Origin of the sequence: Acinetobacter sp. BIGb0196 (assembly GCF_011759595.1) — a bacterium.
GTDB classification, from domain to species: domain Bacteria; phylum Pseudomonadota; class Gammaproteobacteria; order Pseudomonadales; family Moraxellaceae; genus Acinetobacter; species Acinetobacter guillouiae.
Genome location: NZ_JAAOZA010000002.1, coordinates 1,552,276 through 1,570,763, shown reverse-complemented (window position 1 = coordinate 1,570,763; position 18,488 = coordinate 1,552,276). Strand labels below are relative to the sequence as shown.

Genomic DNA, 18,488 nt, shown 5'->3' with positions numbered 1-18,488 from the left:
CCGCGTAAAAATTTCGTAAAATTTTGTCTTTTTTGATTTATAAACAGCGTTAAATACATTACAAAGGTTCAAATTTTAGAACGCTTGTTTATTTTATTTATGGAAAATTTTGAACTGCTTAAAGCATTGTTTTTGGGGTTAATCGAAGGTTTAACTGAATTTTTACCGATTTCAAGCACAGGACATCTGATCTTATTTGGTCATCTCATTGATTTTCACTCAGATTCGGGACGCGTGTTTGAAGTGGTAATCCAATTGGGTGCAATCTTGGCCGTATGTTGGCTGTATCGACAAAAAATCATCGAATTAATTCGCGGCTTTTTCTCAGGCGATATTGCAGCTAGACGTTTTGCGATTAATGTCTTAGTTGCTTTTATTCCTGCTGTGGTGATTGGGGTCTTAGCAGTAGATTTTATTAAACAAGTGCTGTTTAGTCCTTTGGTTGTGGCTTTTGCTTTAATCATTGGGGGCTTCATTATTTTTGCTGTAGAAGCCAGAAAGTTTGAACCTAAAACCATTGAAGCCACTGACATTACCTTAAAACAGGCAATTTTGGTTGGATTTGCCCAATGTCTTGCCATGATTCCGGGAACATCACGTTCAGGCGCCACCATTATTGGTGGAATGTTGTCTGGTTTATCACGTAAAGCGGCAACCGAATTTTCTTTTTTCCTTGCAATGCCAACCATGTTAGGTGCTGCAACCTATGATTTAATTCGAAATGCAGATGTTTTAACCTCAGATAACCTGATTAATATTTCAGTAGGGTTTGTTGCTGCATTTATTGCTGCGCTCTTGGTGGTAAAAGCTTTGGTCAAATTTGTTGAAAAACATACATTGAGAGTGTTTGCTTGGTACCGTGTGGTATTGGGTATTATTTTATTGTTTGTGTTTTTATAATCATGTGAATTGATGGCAGATAAATTTTAAGTTTGCTCTTTGTTATTTTTATCGTATTGACCCACTTATATTGTAGGTCTTTTTTTGCTTAGATGTTTATATTTAACTGTGATGATTATTTAACAGACTTCTTTTATCAATCATTTTTAAAAGCATCAATCAACATAAAAGCACCCTCATCCTAGCCTTCTCCCAGCGGGAGAAGGGACTTTCAATACCGATATCATTCACTCCACATGATCATTTTTTGATTTATGAAAGATCTTTAATAGTAAATATTAAAAGACTGAAAAACTCAGACTAAAATCCTCATACGGTCTATATAGACAAAGGATCACTTAGATAAAGCCACTCAGTTCTTTATATATTTGATCAAGCCTTTAATGATCTAATTTTCAAGTATTTTCATCTTCAGAAATATCTTCAAAGTGTTTTTCATCATTAAAACCATTTTCATAACCAAAGTCATTTTGGCTATTAAATGAATATTCACGATCATTTTCAAAGGTATTGTAACTGTGTTGATGATCAAATTTTGCAAGAGAGGCTTTGATATTTGAACGTGGATGGCGTGTAGGCAGAACCGTAGAAATTGAATGTTTATAGATAATTTGCATTTGCCCTACACTGTTTCTCAATAACACAACGTATGAATCAAAAGATTCAATATGCCCCTGTAATTTAATCCCATTGGTCAGAAAAATAAAAACTGGAATATGTTTTTTTCGGAGAGAATTTAACAGTGGATCTTGTAAAGTTTGAATTTTAGACATATTACGCTCCCAAAACTTTTAAATACTTAAAAAAATATCGTTTTTAAATAAAATTTATAATTAGACGCATCCTGCGAATTTTACTTTTCTTCCAAAATAAATGAATCAACGCTACCATCTACCCCCTAATCTTTGAATTTCAACGTGAATATTTATATAGATTACTTAATCGGTGTAGCAGGCATCAGCATTTTTGAATGATCCATCTTCATCATCACATGTGCCATATCGACCCCACTCGATTGTGCGTTTTGCGCCATATCTGATGAATGTACATGCTGTTGTTCTGCATGATCAATAGTGGGCTTTTGGGCTTCATTCTGTGCATTACAAGGCTTTAGAGAACATTGCATTTGCATTTTTACTGCTGCTTGAGGATCAGTTTCATTTGGTGTTTTAGAAGCATCTGCCCAAGATTGAGTTGCAATCATTAGTGTACCCATACAGAACACTTTTATTAAACTTCGACGTAAAATCACTCGCATTTGTACCTCTCCAAGCTTGAGATTCTTACTCGTACAATAAAGCGCGCTATTGAACATTCAGATGACTTGAAAGTGACATTTATGTAATCTATATCTTTCTTAAGTTTTATCACGCTATTATATTTTAAAGAGTATTCTAGGAATCGAACATGAGAATATTATTAGTCGAAGATGAGCAAAAAACGGGTGACTACCTTAAACAAGGTTTATCTGAAGCAGGTTATATTACTGACTGGGTTACAGATGGACTCACAGGTAAACAATACGCACTTTCTGAAGATTATGATGTGATCATATTAGACGTCATGTTACCAGGGGTAGATGGCTGGCATATCATAGAAGCCGTTCGTAAGAACGGAAAAACTATGCCTATTTTATTCTTAACAGCGCGAGATCAAATTGAAGACCGCGTAAAAGGGTTAGAGTTGGGTGCAGATGATTATCTGGTAAAGCCTTTCGCTTTTGCTGAACTTCTCGCAAGAATAAAAAGTTTACTGCGTCGAGGACAGCAAAGAGAAGACAGTAACTTAATTAGTATTGCCAATCTTGAACTTGATATCAGAAAACGACGTGTAACGCGTGAAGGACAACGTATCGACCTGACTGCGAAAGAGTTTGCATTGATGGAACTATTTATGCGGAGACGTGGAGAAATTTTGCCTAGAGCACTGATTGCCTCTCAAGTCTGGGATATGAACTTTGACAGTGACACCAATGTTGTCGAAGTTGCGATTAAACGCTTAAGAAATAAAATTGACAGTAACTTTACGCCTAAACTGATTCAGAATATTCGAGGAATGGGGTATGTGCTAGAGGTAGAAGATGAGGCGTAAGCTGTTCAATGCGATCAGTTTTCGAATCGCGATTCTTTTTTCCCTCTCCACAGTAACAATTTTAATCCTCATGGGCTTTGTGATACAGCTAGGGGTTTCGCAGCACTTTGAAGATGAAGATCGGGTATTACTTGAGGGAAAAATTCAGCTGATACAAAATCTCTTAAAACAAAATCCAACCAATACGCCTGAGCTTAATGTGGCATTAAAAGATTCACTGATTGGACATGATAATTTGATTGTGCAAGTTGAACGTCCGCTGAATCAAATTGTATTTAATTCCGCACAAATAGCCATCGCGCCACAAGTCATTGCGAATCCAGATCTGAATCAATGGATTAAATGGAAATTACAAGATAAAAGTTATCGTGGACTGGTCTATCAAAATATTTTTGAAGAAGATGAAGATGCACAATCTACCCAAATTGTTGTTGCGATTGATACTTCAGAACACATGCTCTTTTTAAATGAATTTAAACATCAGCTATTTTATATTTGTTTAATTGGAGCACTATGTTTAATGTTTTTAGGATGGTTTGCTGTTTGGCGAGGATTGCGTCCGATAAAAAAAATAGCCGAAGTTGTAGAAGGTATTTCAGCGCAAAATTTGTCTGAGCGTTTAGAAGTTGAGCACACTCCAACAGAATTAAAATCATTGACGATCGCCTTTAATGAAATGCTTGATCGTTTAGAGTCAGCTTTAGAAAAACTTTCAGACTTTTCATCCGATCTTGCACATGAAATTCGCACACCGATCAACAATTTAATGACGCAAACGCAAGTGTGTTTATCCCGCAGTCGAGATATAGATGCCTATAAAGAAGTCTTATTTTCGAACTTAGAAGAGTTTGAACATCTGGCAAGAATCGTTTCAGATATGTTGTTTTTGGCCAAAGCAGAAAATGGTCTTAACCTTAAAAACCTACAAACCATTCATTTATACGAAGAATTCAACACTTTGTTTGAGTTTTATGATGCTTTAGCAGCAGAAAAACATATGACGTTTCATCTGGTCGGTACTGGAAAAGTCAATGCAAATATTGCGATGCTACGCCGTGCGCTGAGTAATTTAATCTCCAATGCAATTAAATATGGCAAGTCGAACTCTGTCATTCAAATTAAATGTCAACAAACAGCAGAGCACACCAGTTTTTCAGTTGAAAATGAAGGCCCTACCTTATCCCCTGAACAATTATCTCGACTGTTTGACCGATTCTATCGAACAGATGCCTCTCGCCAACGTGTTGAAGATGGTACAGGTTTAGGACTTGCGATCACCAAGTCTATATTGGCCTTACATGGTGCAACCATCCAAGCAGAATCACGAGATGGTTTAGTGATCTTCACGGTGATTTTTAAAAATGAATATCTTCCAACATGATATACAGAGCAAAAGTATCTTAAATAAAATCACATCTTCAAGCAGCTGTTGAAAATACAGCTGTAAAAATTTGAACTACAGCTCAATTATTAATAAAAAATAAACTTTTCCGACTAATGCGTGTTTAATTTGCCTTAAAAATCTTTTAATATTTCTTATTATTTAGTTTTTCTAAATAAAAAAAGTGTAATTTTAAAGTCATTCTGATGTATATCGCCCTCTTTAATAATCAAGGTCTAAACACAACAGTAAAAGGAACATTCAATGAAATTCTCACAAAATAACATGACCAAACTGCGTAATGCCTTGTTTGGTGCAGTGATACTCATCACCGCGACCAATACTATGGCCCATGTTGATTTAACCAGCAGTACACCTGCAATGAATGCATCCATTACGACTGCACCTAAAAGTTTAGTGCTTAATTTTAGTGGAGAAGTCATGTTAATGAATATCAAGTTATTAGATGCGCAAAGAACTAATATTCCACTTAACTATAAAGTGAATCATGATCTAAAAAAAATATTTAATGTCCCAGTTCCCGAACTTAAAAAAGGCAAATATTTTGTTGTTTGGACAACAATGGGCAAAGATGGGCATAACATGAACAATGAATATAGCTTCACAATTAAATAAAACCAAAGAAATTGAAGATTGACGAACAACATTTCAGCAAGCGACTGAACTGTTGTTCGGGTGTGTTGGCATTTTATCAATGGTCTGGTTGTCGCAAACTGAGACAAATTGTCAACAGACTCGAATAAAGGAAAAAATAATGTTCGAACTCTGGATCTGGTCAACTTGGCTAACAAAAATTACCTTATATCTCAGTACTGCTTTTATGATTGGTGGTGCTTTTTGTTATTTTTTACTTTGGCGTTATACCAGCATAAAAGTAACACTACTCAAGTATATGCATTTAGGTGCGACATTAGGTCTGGTTGGAAGCACTTTAGGCTTTTTTATTTTGGTAGGCAGCTTTGCCAATACGGGGCTTTCTGGCATTTTTGATCAAACCTATCTCAATATCCTTTTAAATACAAACACTGGGCAAATACACATTGTCAGAATCATCAGTTTTGCCTTAATTTTTCTGCTTTTAACGATCAAATTGGGAAAAAAAACCACCCATATTGCCACTTTTGAAAAAATACTATTTGCGGTATTGCTTATCCCTATTCTTTATAGCTATTCCCAAATCGGGCATGTCACCAACTTACCATTTTTTGCTCAAATTCTACTCAGCATTCATGTGTTTTTCATGTCGTTATGGATGGGCTCACTCTATCCGTTATGGAAAATGAGCCATAAAATCAGTGGCCGATCGTTAAGAAAACTCATGGAGGCATTTGGGCGAATTGCAGCTTATGTTGTCGGAATATTAATTCTCTGTGGTATCACAATTGCATTATTTTTATTTAAAGATTTGAATACTTTAATCTATACCTCCTATGGTCATGGTTTTGTTCTTAAACTGGCATTTGTGGGGAGTATTTTATTACTTGCTGCTTTCAATAAATGGTTCCTTACTCCACGCCTTGAAGAACCTTTATTTGCACAATATTTAAGTTGCGCCATTTTATTTGAAATGTATCTGGGTTTATTGATTCTACTCACCACCAGCTACATCACCACAGTGGTTGGGATTGATTAAAAAATACGGATATGAATCATTGAATTGAGAGCATTATCTTGCGCTATAAACAAAACAATGTATTGTTCTTTCCCAGATAAAAAATGATCATGTTGAATAAATTATCTGGGTATTGAAAGTCCCTTCTCCCTCTGGGAGAAGGCTAGGATGAGGGCGCTTTTATGTTGATTGATGCTTTAAAATGATTGATAAAAGAAGCCTTATATAAGCAATAATGAACTATGATTAAAACAAAGAGTATCAGCAAAACATCGTTCAAGAAAATATATTTTTAGGGGCTGTTCATAAACTAAATTTATATTGACAACAAGGTGTTATAAAAACTTGAATTGTTTTACTTGACCTTACCATTATGTCAAAGTTTAGGATTTAGATCATGGAATAAGACTTATAGGTATGACTTATGGAAAATAGATCACATGATCGTGTTTCTGATTTGAAAAGCAGTTTACAAATCAAAGGTATGACCTGTGCAAGTTGTGTTGGTCGAATAGAAACAGCGCTTAAAAAAGTCGATGGTGTAACTCAAGCATCTGTGAATTTAGCCACTGAACGTGCAGAAATTACATCTAACACTCCCATTGACCGAGAGGCATTGATCAAAGCTGTTGAACATGCGGGATATGAAGTTGCTGATGCAGCCACTGAATTATCAATAGATGGAATGACCTGTGCCTCATGTGTCAGTCGTGTTGAAAAAGCGCTAAAAGCCGTTCCCGGTGTTAAAGAGGCAAATGTAAATCTCGCAACTGAACGCGCAACAATCACGGGCACTGCCAATGTTGCGGCTTTAATCGCAGCGATTGATAAGGCGGGTTATGATGCCAAAGAAATTCAAACCGCTCTCCCAGATCTAACAGAACACTTAGAGAAAAAAGATCAAGAACGCGCTGAACTAAAACGAGACCTTATACTTGCCACTATTTTTGCGTTACCTGTTTTTATTCTAGAAATGGGTTCGCACCTTATTCCAGGCATGCACCACCTGATTGCTCAGACCATCGGGATACAAAATAGCTGGTATTTACAGTTTATTCTGACCACACTAGTTTTGGTGATTCCGGGTCGAAGATTCTATATCCACGGCTTACCCGCTTTATTGCGTTTAGCGCCAGATATGAACTCGCTAGTTGCTGTAGGTACCTTGGCAGCTTATCTATTTTCCATCGTCGCGACATTTATACCCAGCATCCTACCTGCTGGAACAGTCAATGTTTACTATGAGGCAGCTGCGGTTATCGTTGCCTTAATTTTACTCGGTCGTTTTCTTGAGGCAAAAGCCAAAGGAAGAACCTCAGAGGCAATTCAGCGCTTAGTCAGTCTACAAGCCAAAGTGGCACATGTTTCTCGTAACAATCAAATCGTAGATATTCCAATCGATCAAGTTGTCGTAGGTGACTTTATCATTGTCAAACCAGGTGAACGTGTTCCTGTTGATGGAAAAGTCATTGAAGGCAAAAGCTTTGTAGATGAGTCAATGATTACCGGTGAACCGATCCCTGTCGAGAAAAAAATAGACAGTGAAGTGGTCGGTGGCACTATCAATCAAAATGGCACATTAAGTTTTAAAGCTGTCGCTGTAGGCGGCGAAACTATGCTTGCACAAATCATTCGTTTGGTTGAGCAGGCACAAGGCTCGAAAATGCCCATTCAAGCTGTAGTTGATAAAATCACCTTATGGTTTGTACCAGCTGTAATGGCTGCTGCTGTACTGACTTTCTTGATTTGGTTGATTTTCGGCCCTTCCCCTGCTTTAACATTCGCATTAGTCAATGCTGTTGCTGTGCTGATTATTGCCTGCCCTTGTGCAATGGGTTTAGCAACGCCAACCTCAATTATGGTCGGAACAGGTCGTGGTGCTGAACTCGGTGTACTGTTCCGTAAAGGCGAAGCATTACAACTACTGAAAGATGCCAAAGTTGTTGCTGTAGATAAAACAGGTACATTAACCGAAGGCCATCCTGTACTAACAGATTTTGAAGTCACTGAATTTTTTCAACGTGATCATGTCTTAAGTATGGTGGCAGCCGTTGAATCTCGTTCTGAGCATCCGATTGCTAAAGCCATCGTAGATGCTGCAATCAAAGAAAATCTGACCTTACCCAAAGTGAATCAATTTGATTCTGTGACCGGTATGGGGGTCTATGCAGCTATAGATGAAAATGGAGACATTCATATTGGTGCAGATCGTTATATGCTGCAACTTAATATTGATATTTCACCTTTTGCAAGTGCAGCGCAACGTTTAGGTGACGAAGGTAAATCACCGCTTTATGTAGCAATTAATGGCAAGTTGGCAGGGATAATTGCAGTTGCAGATCCAATTAAATCAACCACGCCAAGTGCCATTAAAGCCTTACATCAACTTGGTCTTAAAGTTGCGATGGTGACAGGTGATAACGCCCGTACAGCACAAGCCATTGCTCGCCAGCTCGGTATTGACGAAGTGATTGCGGAAGTTCTACCTGAAGGAAAAGTCAAAGCGGTACAAAGCCTAAAAGCAAAATATGGCAATATTGCATTTGTTGGTGATGGGATCAATGATGCGCCCGCTTTGGCTGAAGCCGATGTCGGTCTTGCGATTGGTACAGGTACGGATGTTGCGATAGAGTCGGCAGATGTTGTATTAATGTCAGGTAACTTGCAAGGTGTTGCCAATGCCATTGCACTATCAAAAGCCACTATCGGTAATATTCATCAGAATTTATTCTGGGCATTTGCTTACAATACCATGCTGATTCCAGTTGCGGCTGGGCTACTCTATCCTGCTTATGGCATCCTGCTTTCGCCAATATTTGCAGCAGGTGCAATGGCTTTATCCAGTGTATTCGTGTTGGCCAATGCCTTACGTTTACGTCGTTTTCAACCCGCTTCTACTTTCGAGTAGAAGCTTGTAGAGAGAATCACCATGAATATTGGAAAACTGTCTCAAACTGTTGGAATATCTGCCAAAATGATTCGTTATTATGAACAGATTGGTCTGATTCCAGCCGTGGGTCGAAGTAATGCAGGCTATCGCTCCTATTCTGACCAAGATGCTGAACGGCTCAAGTTTATTCGAAGTTCAAGATCACTTGGATTTTCAGTTGCAGAGATCGCTGATCTTTTAGATTTGTGGAACAATAAAAATCGACACAGTGCAGATGTAAAGCAACTCGCACTCTCGCATATCGAAAAATTGGAAATCCGTATTACTGAACTACAGAAGATGACCAATACCTTGCAAAATTTAATCAATTGTTGTGCTGGTGATCATCGACCGAATTGTCCGATTCTTGAGGGATTGCAGAAGCAAGATATTGAACTTCAAGAAAGCTACCATCAAAATGATTCTCTCTCTGTTTCACCACTTGCACAGCAAAAAGCTAAATAAGATTTAATCCTCCCCCTTGCGAAGTAATACTTCTCACCTTTGAAAAAGGAGGGAGCTTTTCATTACTTAAATGAATTGACTTTCATGCAGTTCTCTTCTTTTTCAGTGCAAAGGGGCTTGCACTGCCTCATATTACAGAATGAACACATCTCAATATATGTGAACCTCATTGATGTTTATTTTAAACGTTGTGCTTAGTCTGAATTTGCCGATAATTTAAAATAAAAAATATCCTGACAAAAATATGCCAATGCCACAATATATGTTGCTTGATTTTTTTTCACAACAATGCTTTCCCTGTGGTTTATTTATTTAAAATTCAAAAATTTAAAAAAATGAAATCGCAAAAACATGACAAAATTGTAATTTTTAAAGATCTCTTTCATAAATCAAAAAATGATCTTAAAGCGTAAATTATATTGATATTGGAAGTTCCTTCTCCCGCTGGGAGAAGGCTAGGATGAGGGGCTTTTATATTGAATTTTGGGTTAGCACTGCCCCATCTTACGGTGAAAAGTTTATATTTAATTTGCGTAGGCAATGCCTTACTTTTCACAGATGAAAAGTAACAAAAATCTTTCGTCTGGCGAGGGGTACATCCTTATACCCCCGCCAAACGGCGACATCCTTGTCGCCATGCGGTAGAAACACCGTGTAGGATTCAATGGTGTTAAAAGCAACTTAATTTATCTTCTGTTCATTATTAGGCAATGCCTCATTCTTGCGTTACTACATCCATGTCGCCATGCGGTAGCTACGCCCTGTGTGATTCAATGATGTAAAAAGCAAAGCGACTTAATTTATACTCCTCTATTTAAATTTTAAACCCATAAAAAAACTGCAATCGATTAACGATTGCAGTTCCATTTTTTAAACAGTTCTAGCTTATTTCAGACTATAGGCAATCACATAGTCACCATGATCAGGAGATTGTCGAGCACCGCCCGCAGTCACCATCACATATTGCTTACCTGTTTTAGGTGAAACATAGCTGATTGGCGTTCCTTGGCTACCGACAGGTAAGCGTGATTTCCATAACTCTTTACCTGAAGATGAATCCAAGGCACGTAAGTAGTAATCTTGCGTTGCTGCAAAGAAGACTAAGCCACCTTGTGTTGCCATTGGTCCACCAATGGTAGGCATACCAATCGGTGCTTTTAATCCCATTTTTATGCCCATAGGTCCAGTGTCTTCGACTGTTCCCATCGGCACTTGCCAAGCGATCTGACGAGTTTTCATATCAATGGCAGTCATGGTGCCATAAGGCGGTTTTTGACATGGAATATTCAACTTCGACCAGAAGCGATCTTTATTGACTTTATACGGTGTACCTTTCATCGGTACAGCGCCCATACCTGTATTGACCTTTTCACCACCATTTGCCTGAATTGCCAAATCTTCAGGTGTTTGTTCGATCAACTGAATCCATAAACCTAAACGCATGTCGTTGACAAACATATATTGCTGGCTTGGATCAAAGGCAATACTGCCCCAGTTCATGCCACCCAAAGAGCCTGGGAAACTTAAAGATTTATCTTTACCCGGTGCAGTATATAAGCCTTCATAACGCATAGATTTAAAGCCGATACGACACATAAGCTGGTCAAATGGTGTTGCACCCCACATATCCGATTCAGTCAAAGTTTGATTACCAATTTGTGGCATTTCAACAGAACGTGGTTGAGTTGGGCTATATTGTTCACCCGGAATATCCGCAGCTTTCACGGGCTGTTCAATTACCTTGGTTAATGGTTTACCTGTTAAGCGATCCAATACAAAGAATTGTCCAGATTTGGTTCCAATCACCACAGCAGGTTGATTCTTACCCTCTTGCATTGGGAAATCAACCAAGCTTGGTTGCATCGGTAAATCAAAATCCCATAGGTCATTATGAACAGTTTGATAGACCCATTTTTCTTTACCTGTGCTTGCATCTAAAGCCAATACGGATGAATTGTATTTATGATCCAAAGGTTGACGGTTGCCTCCCCAAACATCCACAGATGAGCTACCCATTGGTAAAAATACTGTGTTCATTTTTGGGTCATACGACATTGCTGCCCAAGAGTTTGCAGAACTGCGTTTATAGGTTTCACCTTCTTTTAACACATAGTTTGGATCAGGATTACGTGGATCAAATGCCCAGCGCAATTGACCTGTGATCACATCATAAGCACGAATCACCCCACCCGGCATATCTGCGGCAAGGTTATCTGCAATACGACTACCAACTACAATCACTGTGCCCGCAATAGTTGGTGCAGAGGTCACTTCAAAACGTGGCGCGGTGGTTCCTTCACCCAAACCTTTGAGTAAATCAACCGTTCCATCAATACCAAAATCTTTACAACGTTCACCGGTATCAGCATTGACCGCAATTAAACGACCATCTGGTGTGTTGGTATAAACACGGCGTAGACAAGCGGTATTATTAGCGACAGCTTGAACAGGGGTTGCACCAGCCAAAGTCGGTTGGGTTAGTGCTTGGGTTGAATCGAAGTAAGCCACACCACGACAACGTTCCCATGCATCCGATTTAGAGTTTACTTCGGCTTTCCAAAGCTGTTTACCTGAGTCAGCCTCTAAAGCAAAAATATTGTTATGTGGTGTACATAAGAAAATCTTGTTGCCCACCTGTAAAGGGGTCATTTGATCTTCTGCACCATTGCCTGAACCCGTGGTGAAATCACCTGTACGAAAACGCCATGCTTCTTTGAGTTGATGGACGTTATCACGAGTAATTTGATCAAGTGCAGCAAAGCGACTGCCGCCTGCATCCTGACCATAATTCTGCCAATTGCTTTGTTTCATGTCCGCTTGAACAGGAACCAATGGCAATGCCTGACCTGTTGCTGCAACCGTTGGATGTGGTTGAAACATTTGATAAAGCCCAATCAACATGCCTAAAACTGTGAGTGCACCTAAGCCATAAGCTGGCAAACTCGCACTCGGTTGAAACTGGTAACGGCGAATCGCGGGCAAAGTAAACATCAATGCAGCAAATAAACCTGCTGGAAACATCAGTCTTGAAAATAAAGGCCAAAATTCCCAACCTGCATCTAGCAATGACCAAATAATTGTGCCCACAAAAACCAAACTAAATAACCAGACACCGAGCGTTTTTTTCTTAAATATAAATATCGCTGATGCCAGTGTGAATACACCAGAAATCACGAAATACCATGATCCTCCAAGTGTTACCAGCTTAGCACCACCAACGGTAAAGAATAGCCCTGTCACAAGTAAAGCCAAAGCTAATATAAAACACCATATTTTTAATACGGTATGTGTCCTTGTAGACTCAGTCATAGGTCATACTCCTAGATTAGAAATTCACACGCATGCTCAACCCAGCAACCCAAGCATCATCCACTTCTTTTACACCCGCAGGCTGATGGATATATTGTAGGTTGGGTCGTAGCATGACCGCAGGTGACCATTGGTAGGTATAGTTCAGTTCAACATTGAGCTCATCACGTTGCACTGGCACATAATCTGTTGCGAACCTATCGTATTGGTCATAGCCACGGCTGTTGTTGGTTGCAATTTGGCGATCTTTATAACGATCATTGACCATATAATTTGCAATACCAAATCCGATTGAATCATTTGGGCGACTGTCAAAAGGCCCTTTGTACCAGAAAGCAAGTTGTTGGGTACTTTGTACTGCCGTGGTGGCTTTATCATTGACCACAGCATTAAAGCTTACGAACAAACCACGTTTAGGATCTTGGCCTTTTTGGCTCAGTTGTTGTTGTGCATTGAGCCAAAAACTATGTTTGCTATCATGCACCTTGCCTGCAATCGCAATATCATTGGCTTCTGCTGTCGAGTACAACGCACCGACTTTATACTCGCCTGCTAAACCATCAAATGCTGCTAGTTTTGGACGCCATGCCAGTTCTACTGGAATAGTGGCGCCTTTAACATTTCGCATATCCAAGTTAAAACCATCGTTTTTGCCGGTTTTAATGTTGTCAGGATTGACTTCATAAACACCGACACCCAATGTCCACTCAGGTGCAAATTGGTATTTCACATTGGTTCCCCATAAACCTACGGGTAAGTTGTACCAAATTGAACCAATGGATTTACCGAGTTGTCCGCCACAAAGTAATAAGTTTTGGAATTCACATTGTGAACCATTAAAGTCATCCGACATGCCCATACGACCAATCTTGAATTGAACGGTATTGTCAGCAAAGCCTTTTTTGACCCATGCTTGGGTCAGGCGCCAGATTTTGCCTCGCCCATAAATTTCTTGTGAATTGCCCAAAGCACTGGAACGTGGGTCTTTAATGCTTTCTAAAGTTAAAGCATTACCATCACGCTTGGTGATTAAGATATTGGCTGTGGTATCTTTCCAGCCCGCGATTTTATTTAAATCAAAGTTTGCACCCAACGCCAATTGCGCTGCATTTTCAAAGCTGTTGTTGTCGTGATAGCCACCGTCTAAATTGGTTGCAGCTTGGCTCATGATAGATGCAGTAAATTTATAGCCGTCTTTTTCCAGTTGTTGGCGTTGCCCATTCCAATCGCCCAATAACCATTGACGATCTTGTGACCAAGCTTGCTCAGCAAAACTACTCTGAGCCATACACACTGCAACTGCCAAACAACTCAGTTTGATCGATAATCCATTTGAACTCATATTAAGCATCCTTACTTTTATTTAAGTTTTACCGCTGAGCTAAGTTCAGATGTTGCACCTAGACGATCTGTGATATTTGCTGTAACAGATGCAACTTTCATTGTCGGTTTCCAAGTCACGCTTGCTGTGCCTTGGGCATTGGTTGCAACAGTGCTTGAGCCTAAGTAAAACTCGGCTTCATTTGCGCTTGCTTGTGAGTTTCCAAAAAATTCAACTTGATAACGTTGATTTGGTTGTCCTTTTACTTCTACCGCAATTTGACCTTTTGCTAGGGTCAATTTAGGTGCTTGAATATTTTGATTTGGTTGTGGATTACAGCCTTGTTCATTGGGTTGCTGGCAGGTCTTTTGTAAGTTTGCTGGAACAATTTTTACACCATGACCACGTGAACCGACAAAGTGCGCATGTTCTAATCCCGGAATATCAAAAATGATTGCACCTAAACGTTGATTGGGCACACAGCTTCCACCCGCTTCACAGCGTTTGATGTCTTTGCCATTATTCCAAATTTGATTTTTGGTTAATGTGATACGCGCATTAGCATCTTTTTCTGAACGAATCGCAACACCGACTCGATTGCCATGGACTTTATTGCTGTCAAAAATATTGCCATCACCGGTGAGGTTAAAGCCGTTGGAGTTATTGGTGAGTTCGTTATAGGCAATATAATTGCGTTTGCCCCAGTTGATCTGTAAACCATCTGAATAGTTTTCAAACTTGTTGCCAATCACGGCATTGTCATTGCCCCATAGAATTTCAATGCCTTGTGATGGCTCTGGGTTTGCAGCAGTTGAAATAAAGTGGTTATTGGCAACCAAGTTAAATGCAGCACCACGGGTTAACTCAAGTCCATCACCATTGTCTTGGAAATAGTTATTTAGCACTTTGTTGTTATTGGTGGTGGTCGCAGTCGGATTCCCTTTGCCATCATCCCCTGTCAACATCACCCCTGCACCGCCATAGTTGTGCATAATACGGTTATTTTGGATCAGGTTATTGCTGGCACGGTTCATCAAGATCCCAATACAAAAACGACGAATCTCTAGCCCTTGAATACTGACCCCGTTGATGTCACGTAACACAATACCCGGTAAAGTTGTGGTACGAACATTGGTTCCGAACTGCCCTTCAACCGCACCCGGGCAAGCTTCAACCCCTGTACCTTTAATATAATTTGAGCCATCAATCGCGATAAACTCACCTGTTTTTGCCCACTGCGTACCGATGATTTTTACGGGCGCTTTAATTTCTGGCAGTGGGCTGTTGACCTTAATGGCATAAGGCGCTTGCCCAACCGCTTGAATCAGAATCTCACTGGCTTCACTCGGCTTGCTATTGGCTTGCTCAATCGCCCAACGCAATGAACCTTTTTCATGATCATCTTGATAACGATCCACCACATAGCTTTCCGCCATTGCCAAACCAGAAACCGCTAAGCCAAGTGCCAACGTTGTTAAACGTAATGAAATCATTTTCATGTCTAAAAATTCCTTTTAATTTATGGTGTAGGTTGAACGGTTTTTAATAACTGTTTCAATTGAGTCACATCAATTTGGCCGGGCGCAGAAGCTTCACCAATCATGCCAAAACTAAAGCTGCCGCCCATATTGGCTGTGGCAATTCGAGAAATAGTCCCGAGTTTACCCATCGACATGGTGAGTAATGGTTTTTTAGATTGTTGGCTGACTTTTAAGGTCGCATTCATCAAAGTAAACACATCTTGTTTGCTTTGTGGCATCACTGCGATTTTAAGAATATCTGCGCCAAGCTGATCTTGTTTAAGCAAGCGTTGAACGATTTCTGCTTCATCAGGGGTCTTTTTAAAATCGTGATTGGACATCACAATCAATACTTTTTTCTCATGTGCCAATTTAACGGTGTTTTTCACCACTTGCTGATCTCGGAACATTTCAACATCCAACATATCCATAAAGGGTTGGCGTAAATAAGCTTGATAGATTTTGTCATAATCTGCATCGCTGATGGTCAGTTGCCCGCCTTCGTTATGGGTACGAATGGTGGCGATCATCGGTTTAGCCCCTAAAATCTGTTTAAGCTCATGTCCTAAAGCAATCACTTGCTTAGTGTCACTGGCAAAGTTGAGTAGATCTATGCGGAACTCTGCCAAATCAGCATCTGGATTGCTGGCAATGATTTTTGCCTGTGCTAAGGCTTGTTCTTTGGTTTTTGCTGTAATCGGGACGATGGTTTTTACTGGGAGTTTTGCCAGTTCTGCAAGTTCAACTGGGCTTGGTGAAATAGATTGCGCCTGTGTCATTTGAAGGGGCAATATGGGGCTAAGTGCAAGCATCAATGCTGCAAGTTTTTGTAGTTTCATTTTCATCTTCCTGAATAAATTATCCGTTTGTATATCGCGTTTTCGCTTGATTGCGATTTCATTTAAGTGCTTTTCGTCTATCTAAATCCCTCCTAATCCCTCCCTTGCGGAACTTCAATCGTTCCTCACCCTTTTTAAAAGGGAGGGGTATCGCGAATCTCAAGAGTTCAATAACTTCATATCATGTCCACCTTTTAAAAAAGGAGGCATGTCACAAATCTCAAGGCTTCAATAAGTTCGTGACAAGCCCCCTTTAAAAAGAGATTTAGGCGATTCCTAGATATCAAAAAATACAGTTTCGTCTTCACCTTGAATTCGAATATCAAAGCGATACACGATTTCACCGTCTACTTCACTGCGTTTTGCAATCAGGGTTTGGCGGCGGACTGCCCACTCAATACTGTTGAGTACCGGATCATTGGCGTTTGCTTCAACTTCATCGTCAAAATAAATACGGGTATGCAAACCAATGTTGATTCCACGAGCAAATAGTGCGACTGCAATATGTGGTGCTTGGGTTGAGCCTTTACGTCCTGCTACAGCCCCCGGTTTAATGGTGTCAAAACTCCAAAAACCAGTTTCAAAATTTGCGCCTGTACGCCCCCAACCCTGAAAATGAGCATCGGCTGTTTTGCCTTGGGTATCGGCCTGACTTGGATAAACCCCATTGGCATCGGCTTGCCAGATTTCCAGCAATACATCTCTTAATGGTAAACCCAGTCCATCAAACACTTGACCTTCGATGCGGATACGTTGGCCTTGAGTGTGTTGTTTCACCAATTGGTTATCGAAGCTATGTTCAAATACTTCAATATTGGCTTGTTGTGGCAATAAACCGATATGTACATAAGGACCACCTGTTTGTGATGGGGTTTCCTTAATTTCCTGAAAATTCCATGCATTCATTGTGTGAGTTCCTTAAGTCAAATCATTTTCAAAATAAGTCGCACGACGACCACGTAGATGAATATCAAAGCGGTAACAACGACTATCTGATTCAATGAAATTGTTTTTATCTTCTAATGCGATCAAGGCACGACGCTGATCTTCAGATGGAATGGTTTTTAAAATCGGACAAGTATCTATCAGGGTATCACCCTCAAAATAGAACTGCGAAATCAAACGTTGTGCCCAACCATCTGCAATCAATGAAAAATGGATATGTGCTGGACGCCATTCATTGATTCGGTTACGCCAAGGATATGGACCCGGTTTAATGGTACGGAAAATATAAAAACCATTTTCATCAGTTAAGGTACGACCACAGCCACCAAAGTTAGGATCCATTGCGCCAATAAATTTGTCATTTGGATGGCGATAACGACCCGATGCGTTGGCTTGCCAAACTTCCAATAAGGCGTTTTTCACAGGGCGACCAAACTGGTCACGCACATAACCATGCACAATAATTCGCTCACCGACTGGGAGTCCTTCTTTGGCATAGTTCAAAATCAAATCATTGTCTTTTGCACCAAAAATTTCAGGTGAAAAATGCGGTGAAGTGACTTCAGTTAATGTTTCATTAATCGAGATCAATGCATTTTTGGGCGAGCGTAATACACTGGTTTTATAGCCTGGTGTATATGCTGGCGGGTGATCTTCTGTATTCCGTTGCGGATATGCACCCAATGTATGACTTAACATGCCTATCTCCTTAATCCTGTTGTTGTGCAGCGACAGGTTGCACTTCTATTCCGAGTTCTTTAAAAACATCTTCAGCCATGTGCATTGCAGCATTTGCGGCTGGCAGTCCCGCATACAATGAGCTGTGTAAAATCAGTTCTTTGAGTTCGTCCTTGGTAACGCCATTGTTAAAGCAAGCACGTAGATGCATTCTGAGTTCATCTTCTCGTCCCAATGCCAACAAGATAGCAATGGTGACTAAACTGCGGGTGTGCCGTGGTAAACCTTCACGTGACCACACCTCACCCCAAGCAAAGCGGCTAATAAAGTTTTGAAAATCTTGGTTAAAGTCATTCAAATTTTCTAAAGAACGACCGACATGTTTTTCACCCAAGACTTCGGTGCGGACCTGTAGTCCTTGTTGGTAACGTTGTTCATCATTCATTGAAATTGTCCCTCTTTATGATCTTATGTCTG

The 18,488-nt window shown here is 39.9% G+C and carries 16 protein-coding genes; 7 read left to right on the top strand and 9 right to left on the bottom strand.

The window, feature by feature from the left end; translation table 11 throughout:
* The first annotated feature begins 99 nt into the window (after positions 1-99).
* Positions 100-900, top strand: a complete 801-nt coding sequence (locus tag FHR28_RS20040) for an undecaprenyl-diphosphate phosphatase (protein ID WP_154130547.1) — start codon at positions 100-102, stop codon at positions 898-900.
* Between the two features lie 395 nt (positions 901-1,295).
* Here the strand turns inward: FHR28_RS20040 and hfq are convergent, their stop codons facing one another.
* Both hfq and FHR28_RS20030 read right to left on the bottom strand, forming a co-directional pair.
* Entirely contained in the window at positions 1,296-1,673 is a 378-nt protein-coding gene (gene hfq / locus FHR28_RS20035; protein WP_004819926.1) for an RNA chaperone Hfq, read from the bottom strand.
* 161 nt (positions 1,674-1,834) lie between these two features.
* Positions 1,835-2,158, bottom strand: a complete 324-nt coding sequence (locus FHR28_RS20030; protein ID WP_166783387.1) for a hypothetical protein — start codon at positions 2,156-2,158, stop codon at positions 1,835-1,837.
* Between the two features lie 149 nt (positions 2,159-2,307).
* Here FHR28_RS20030 and FHR28_RS20025 point away from each other — a divergent pair, with 149 nt between their 5' ends.
* The 6 genes from FHR28_RS20025 to cueR all read left to right on the top strand — a co-directional run bounded on the left by FHR28_RS20025 (position 2,308) and on the right by cueR (position 9,399).
* A complete protein-coding gene (locus FHR28_RS20025) occupies positions 2,308-2,991 on the top strand; it encodes a heavy metal response regulator transcription factor (protein ID WP_004722117.1) in 684 nt (227 codons plus the stop codon).
* Positions 2,981-4,372 (top strand): heavy metal sensor histidine kinase, encoded by a 1,392-nt coding sequence (locus FHR28_RS20020; protein ID WP_166783386.1) that lies wholly within the window; start codon positions 2,981-2,983, stop codon positions 4,370-4,372. Before FHR28_RS20025 ends, FHR28_RS20020 begins: the two co-directional genes overlap by 11 nt.
* Positions 4,373-4,636: 264 nt before the next feature.
* A complete protein-coding gene (locus FHR28_RS20015) occupies positions 4,637-5,008 on the top strand; it encodes a copper resistance CopC family protein (protein WP_166783385.1) in 372 nt (123 codons plus the stop codon).
* 139 nt (positions 5,009-5,147) lie between these two features.
* Positions 5,148-6,026 (top strand): copper resistance D family protein, encoded by an 879-nt coding sequence (locus FHR28_RS20010; protein WP_166783384.1) that lies wholly within the window; start codon positions 5,148-5,150, stop codon positions 6,024-6,026.
* 403 nt (positions 6,027-6,429) lie between these two features.
* Positions 6,430-8,913, top strand: coding sequence for a heavy metal translocating P-type ATPase (locus FHR28_RS20005; protein ID WP_166783383.1), 2,484 nt, complete (start codon positions 6,430-6,432; stop codon positions 8,911-8,913).
* 21 nt (positions 8,914-8,934) lie between these two features.
* On the top strand, positions 8,935-9,399 hold the full coding sequence (cueR, locus tag FHR28_RS20000; protein ID WP_004722127.1) for a Cu(I)-responsive transcriptional regulator: 465 nt from the start codon (positions 8,935-8,937) through the stop codon (positions 9,397-9,399).
* A gap of 885 nt (positions 9,400-10,284) precedes the next feature.
* Here the strand turns inward: cueR and FHR28_RS19995 are convergent.
* From FHR28_RS19995 to pcaC, 7 genes are all read right to left on the bottom strand, one after another.
* Positions 10,285-12,708 (bottom strand): glucose/quinate/shikimate family membrane-bound PQQ-dependent dehydrogenase, encoded by a 2,424-nt coding sequence (locus FHR28_RS19995; protein WP_166783382.1) that lies wholly within the window; start codon positions 12,706-12,708, stop codon positions 10,285-10,287.
* Positions 12,709-12,724: 16 nt separating this feature from the next.
* Entirely contained in the window at positions 12,725-14,050 is a 1,326-nt protein-coding gene (locus FHR28_RS19990) for a carbohydrate porin (protein WP_166783381.1), read from the bottom strand.
* Between the two features lie 17 nt (positions 14,051-14,067).
* Entirely contained in the window at positions 14,068-15,528 is a 1,461-nt protein-coding gene (locus tag FHR28_RS19985; RefSeq protein ID WP_374759591.1) for a right-handed parallel beta-helix repeat-containing protein, read from the bottom strand.
* Positions 15,529-15,548: 20 nt separating this feature from the next.
* Positions 15,549-16,388: a type I 3-dehydroquinate dehydratase gene (aroD, locus tag FHR28_RS19980; RefSeq protein ID WP_166783380.1), complete on the bottom strand. Its 840-nt coding sequence runs from the start codon at positions 16,386-16,388 to the stop codon at positions 15,549-15,551.
* A 276-nt stretch (positions 16,389-16,664) separates the two neighbouring features.
* Positions 16,665-17,294, bottom strand: a complete 630-nt coding sequence (pcaG, locus tag FHR28_RS19975; RefSeq protein WP_034617756.1) for a protocatechuate 3,4-dioxygenase subunit alpha — start codon at positions 17,292-17,294, stop codon at positions 16,665-16,667.
* Positions 17,295-17,306: 12 nt separating this feature from the next.
* Entirely contained in the window at positions 17,307-18,032 is a 726-nt protein-coding gene (gene pcaH, locus FHR28_RS19970) for a protocatechuate 3,4-dioxygenase subunit beta (protein ID WP_004722139.1), read from the bottom strand.
* A 10-nt stretch (positions 18,033-18,042) separates the two neighbouring features.
* Complete coding sequence (gene pcaC, locus FHR28_RS19965; RefSeq protein ID WP_004722141.1) at positions 18,043-18,456, bottom strand: 4-carboxymuconolactone decarboxylase; 414 nt, start codon at positions 18,454-18,456, stop codon at positions 18,043-18,045.
* Positions 18,457-18,488: the final 32 nt, after the last annotated feature.

What these genes read in the sequence shown, in the direction of transcription:
- pcaC (WP_004722141.1), bottom strand. Translation starts at nt 18,456, where the DNA reads ATGAATGATGAACAACGTTACCAACAAGGACTACAGGTCCGCACCGAA.
- cueR (WP_004722127.1), top strand. Translation starts at nt 8,935, where the DNA reads ATGAATATTGGAAAACTGTCTCAAACTGTTGGAATATCTGCCAAAATG.
- FHR28_RS20030 (WP_166783387.1), bottom strand. Translation starts at nt 2,158, where the DNA reads ATGCGAGTGATTTTACGTCGAAGTTTAATAAAAGTGTTCTGTATGGGT.
- FHR28_RS19990 (WP_166783381.1), bottom strand. Translation starts at nt 14,050, where the DNA reads ATGAGTTCAAATGGATTATCGATCAAACTGAGTTGTTTGGCAGTTGCA.
- hfq (WP_004819926.1), bottom strand. Translation starts at nt 1,673, where the DNA reads ATGTCTAAAATTCAAACTTTACAAGATCCACTGTTAAATTCTCTCCGA.
- pcaG (WP_034617756.1), bottom strand. Translation starts at nt 17,294, where the DNA reads ATGAATGCATGGAATTTTCAGGAAATTAAGGAAACCCCATCACAAACA.
- FHR28_RS20040 (WP_154130547.1), top strand. Translation starts at nt 100, where the DNA reads ATGGAAAATTTTGAACTGCTTAAAGCATTGTTTTTGGGGTTAATCGAA.
- pcaH (WP_004722139.1), bottom strand. Translation starts at nt 18,032, where the DNA reads ATGTTAAGTCATACATTGGGTGCATATCCGCAACGGAATACAGAAGAT.
- aroD (WP_166783380.1), bottom strand. Translation starts at nt 16,388, where the DNA reads ATGAAACTACAAAAACTTGCAGCATTGATGCTTGCACTTAGCCCCATA.
- FHR28_RS20010 (WP_166783384.1), top strand. Translation starts at nt 5,148, where the DNA reads ATGTTCGAACTCTGGATCTGGTCAACTTGGCTAACAAAAATTACCTTA.
- FHR28_RS19985 (WP_374759591.1), bottom strand. Translation starts at nt 15,528, where the DNA reads ATGAAAATGATTTCATTACGTTTAACAACGTTGGCACTTGGCTTAGCG.
- FHR28_RS19995 (WP_166783382.1), bottom strand. Translation starts at nt 12,708, where the DNA reads ATGACTGAGTCTACAAGGACACATACCGTATTAAAAATATGGTGTTTT.
- FHR28_RS20020 (WP_166783386.1), top strand. Translation starts at nt 2,981, where the DNA reads ATGAGGCGTAAGCTGTTCAATGCGATCAGTTTTCGAATCGCGATTCTT.
- FHR28_RS20015 (WP_166783385.1), top strand. Translation starts at nt 4,637, where the DNA reads ATGAAATTCTCACAAAATAACATGACCAAACTGCGTAATGCCTTGTTT.
- FHR28_RS20025 (WP_004722117.1), top strand. Translation starts at nt 2,308, where the DNA reads ATGAGAATATTATTAGTCGAAGATGAGCAAAAAACGGGTGACTACCTT.
- FHR28_RS20005 (WP_166783383.1), top strand. Translation starts at nt 6,430, where the DNA reads ATGGAAAATAGATCACATGATCGTGTTTCTGATTTGAAAAGCAGTTTA.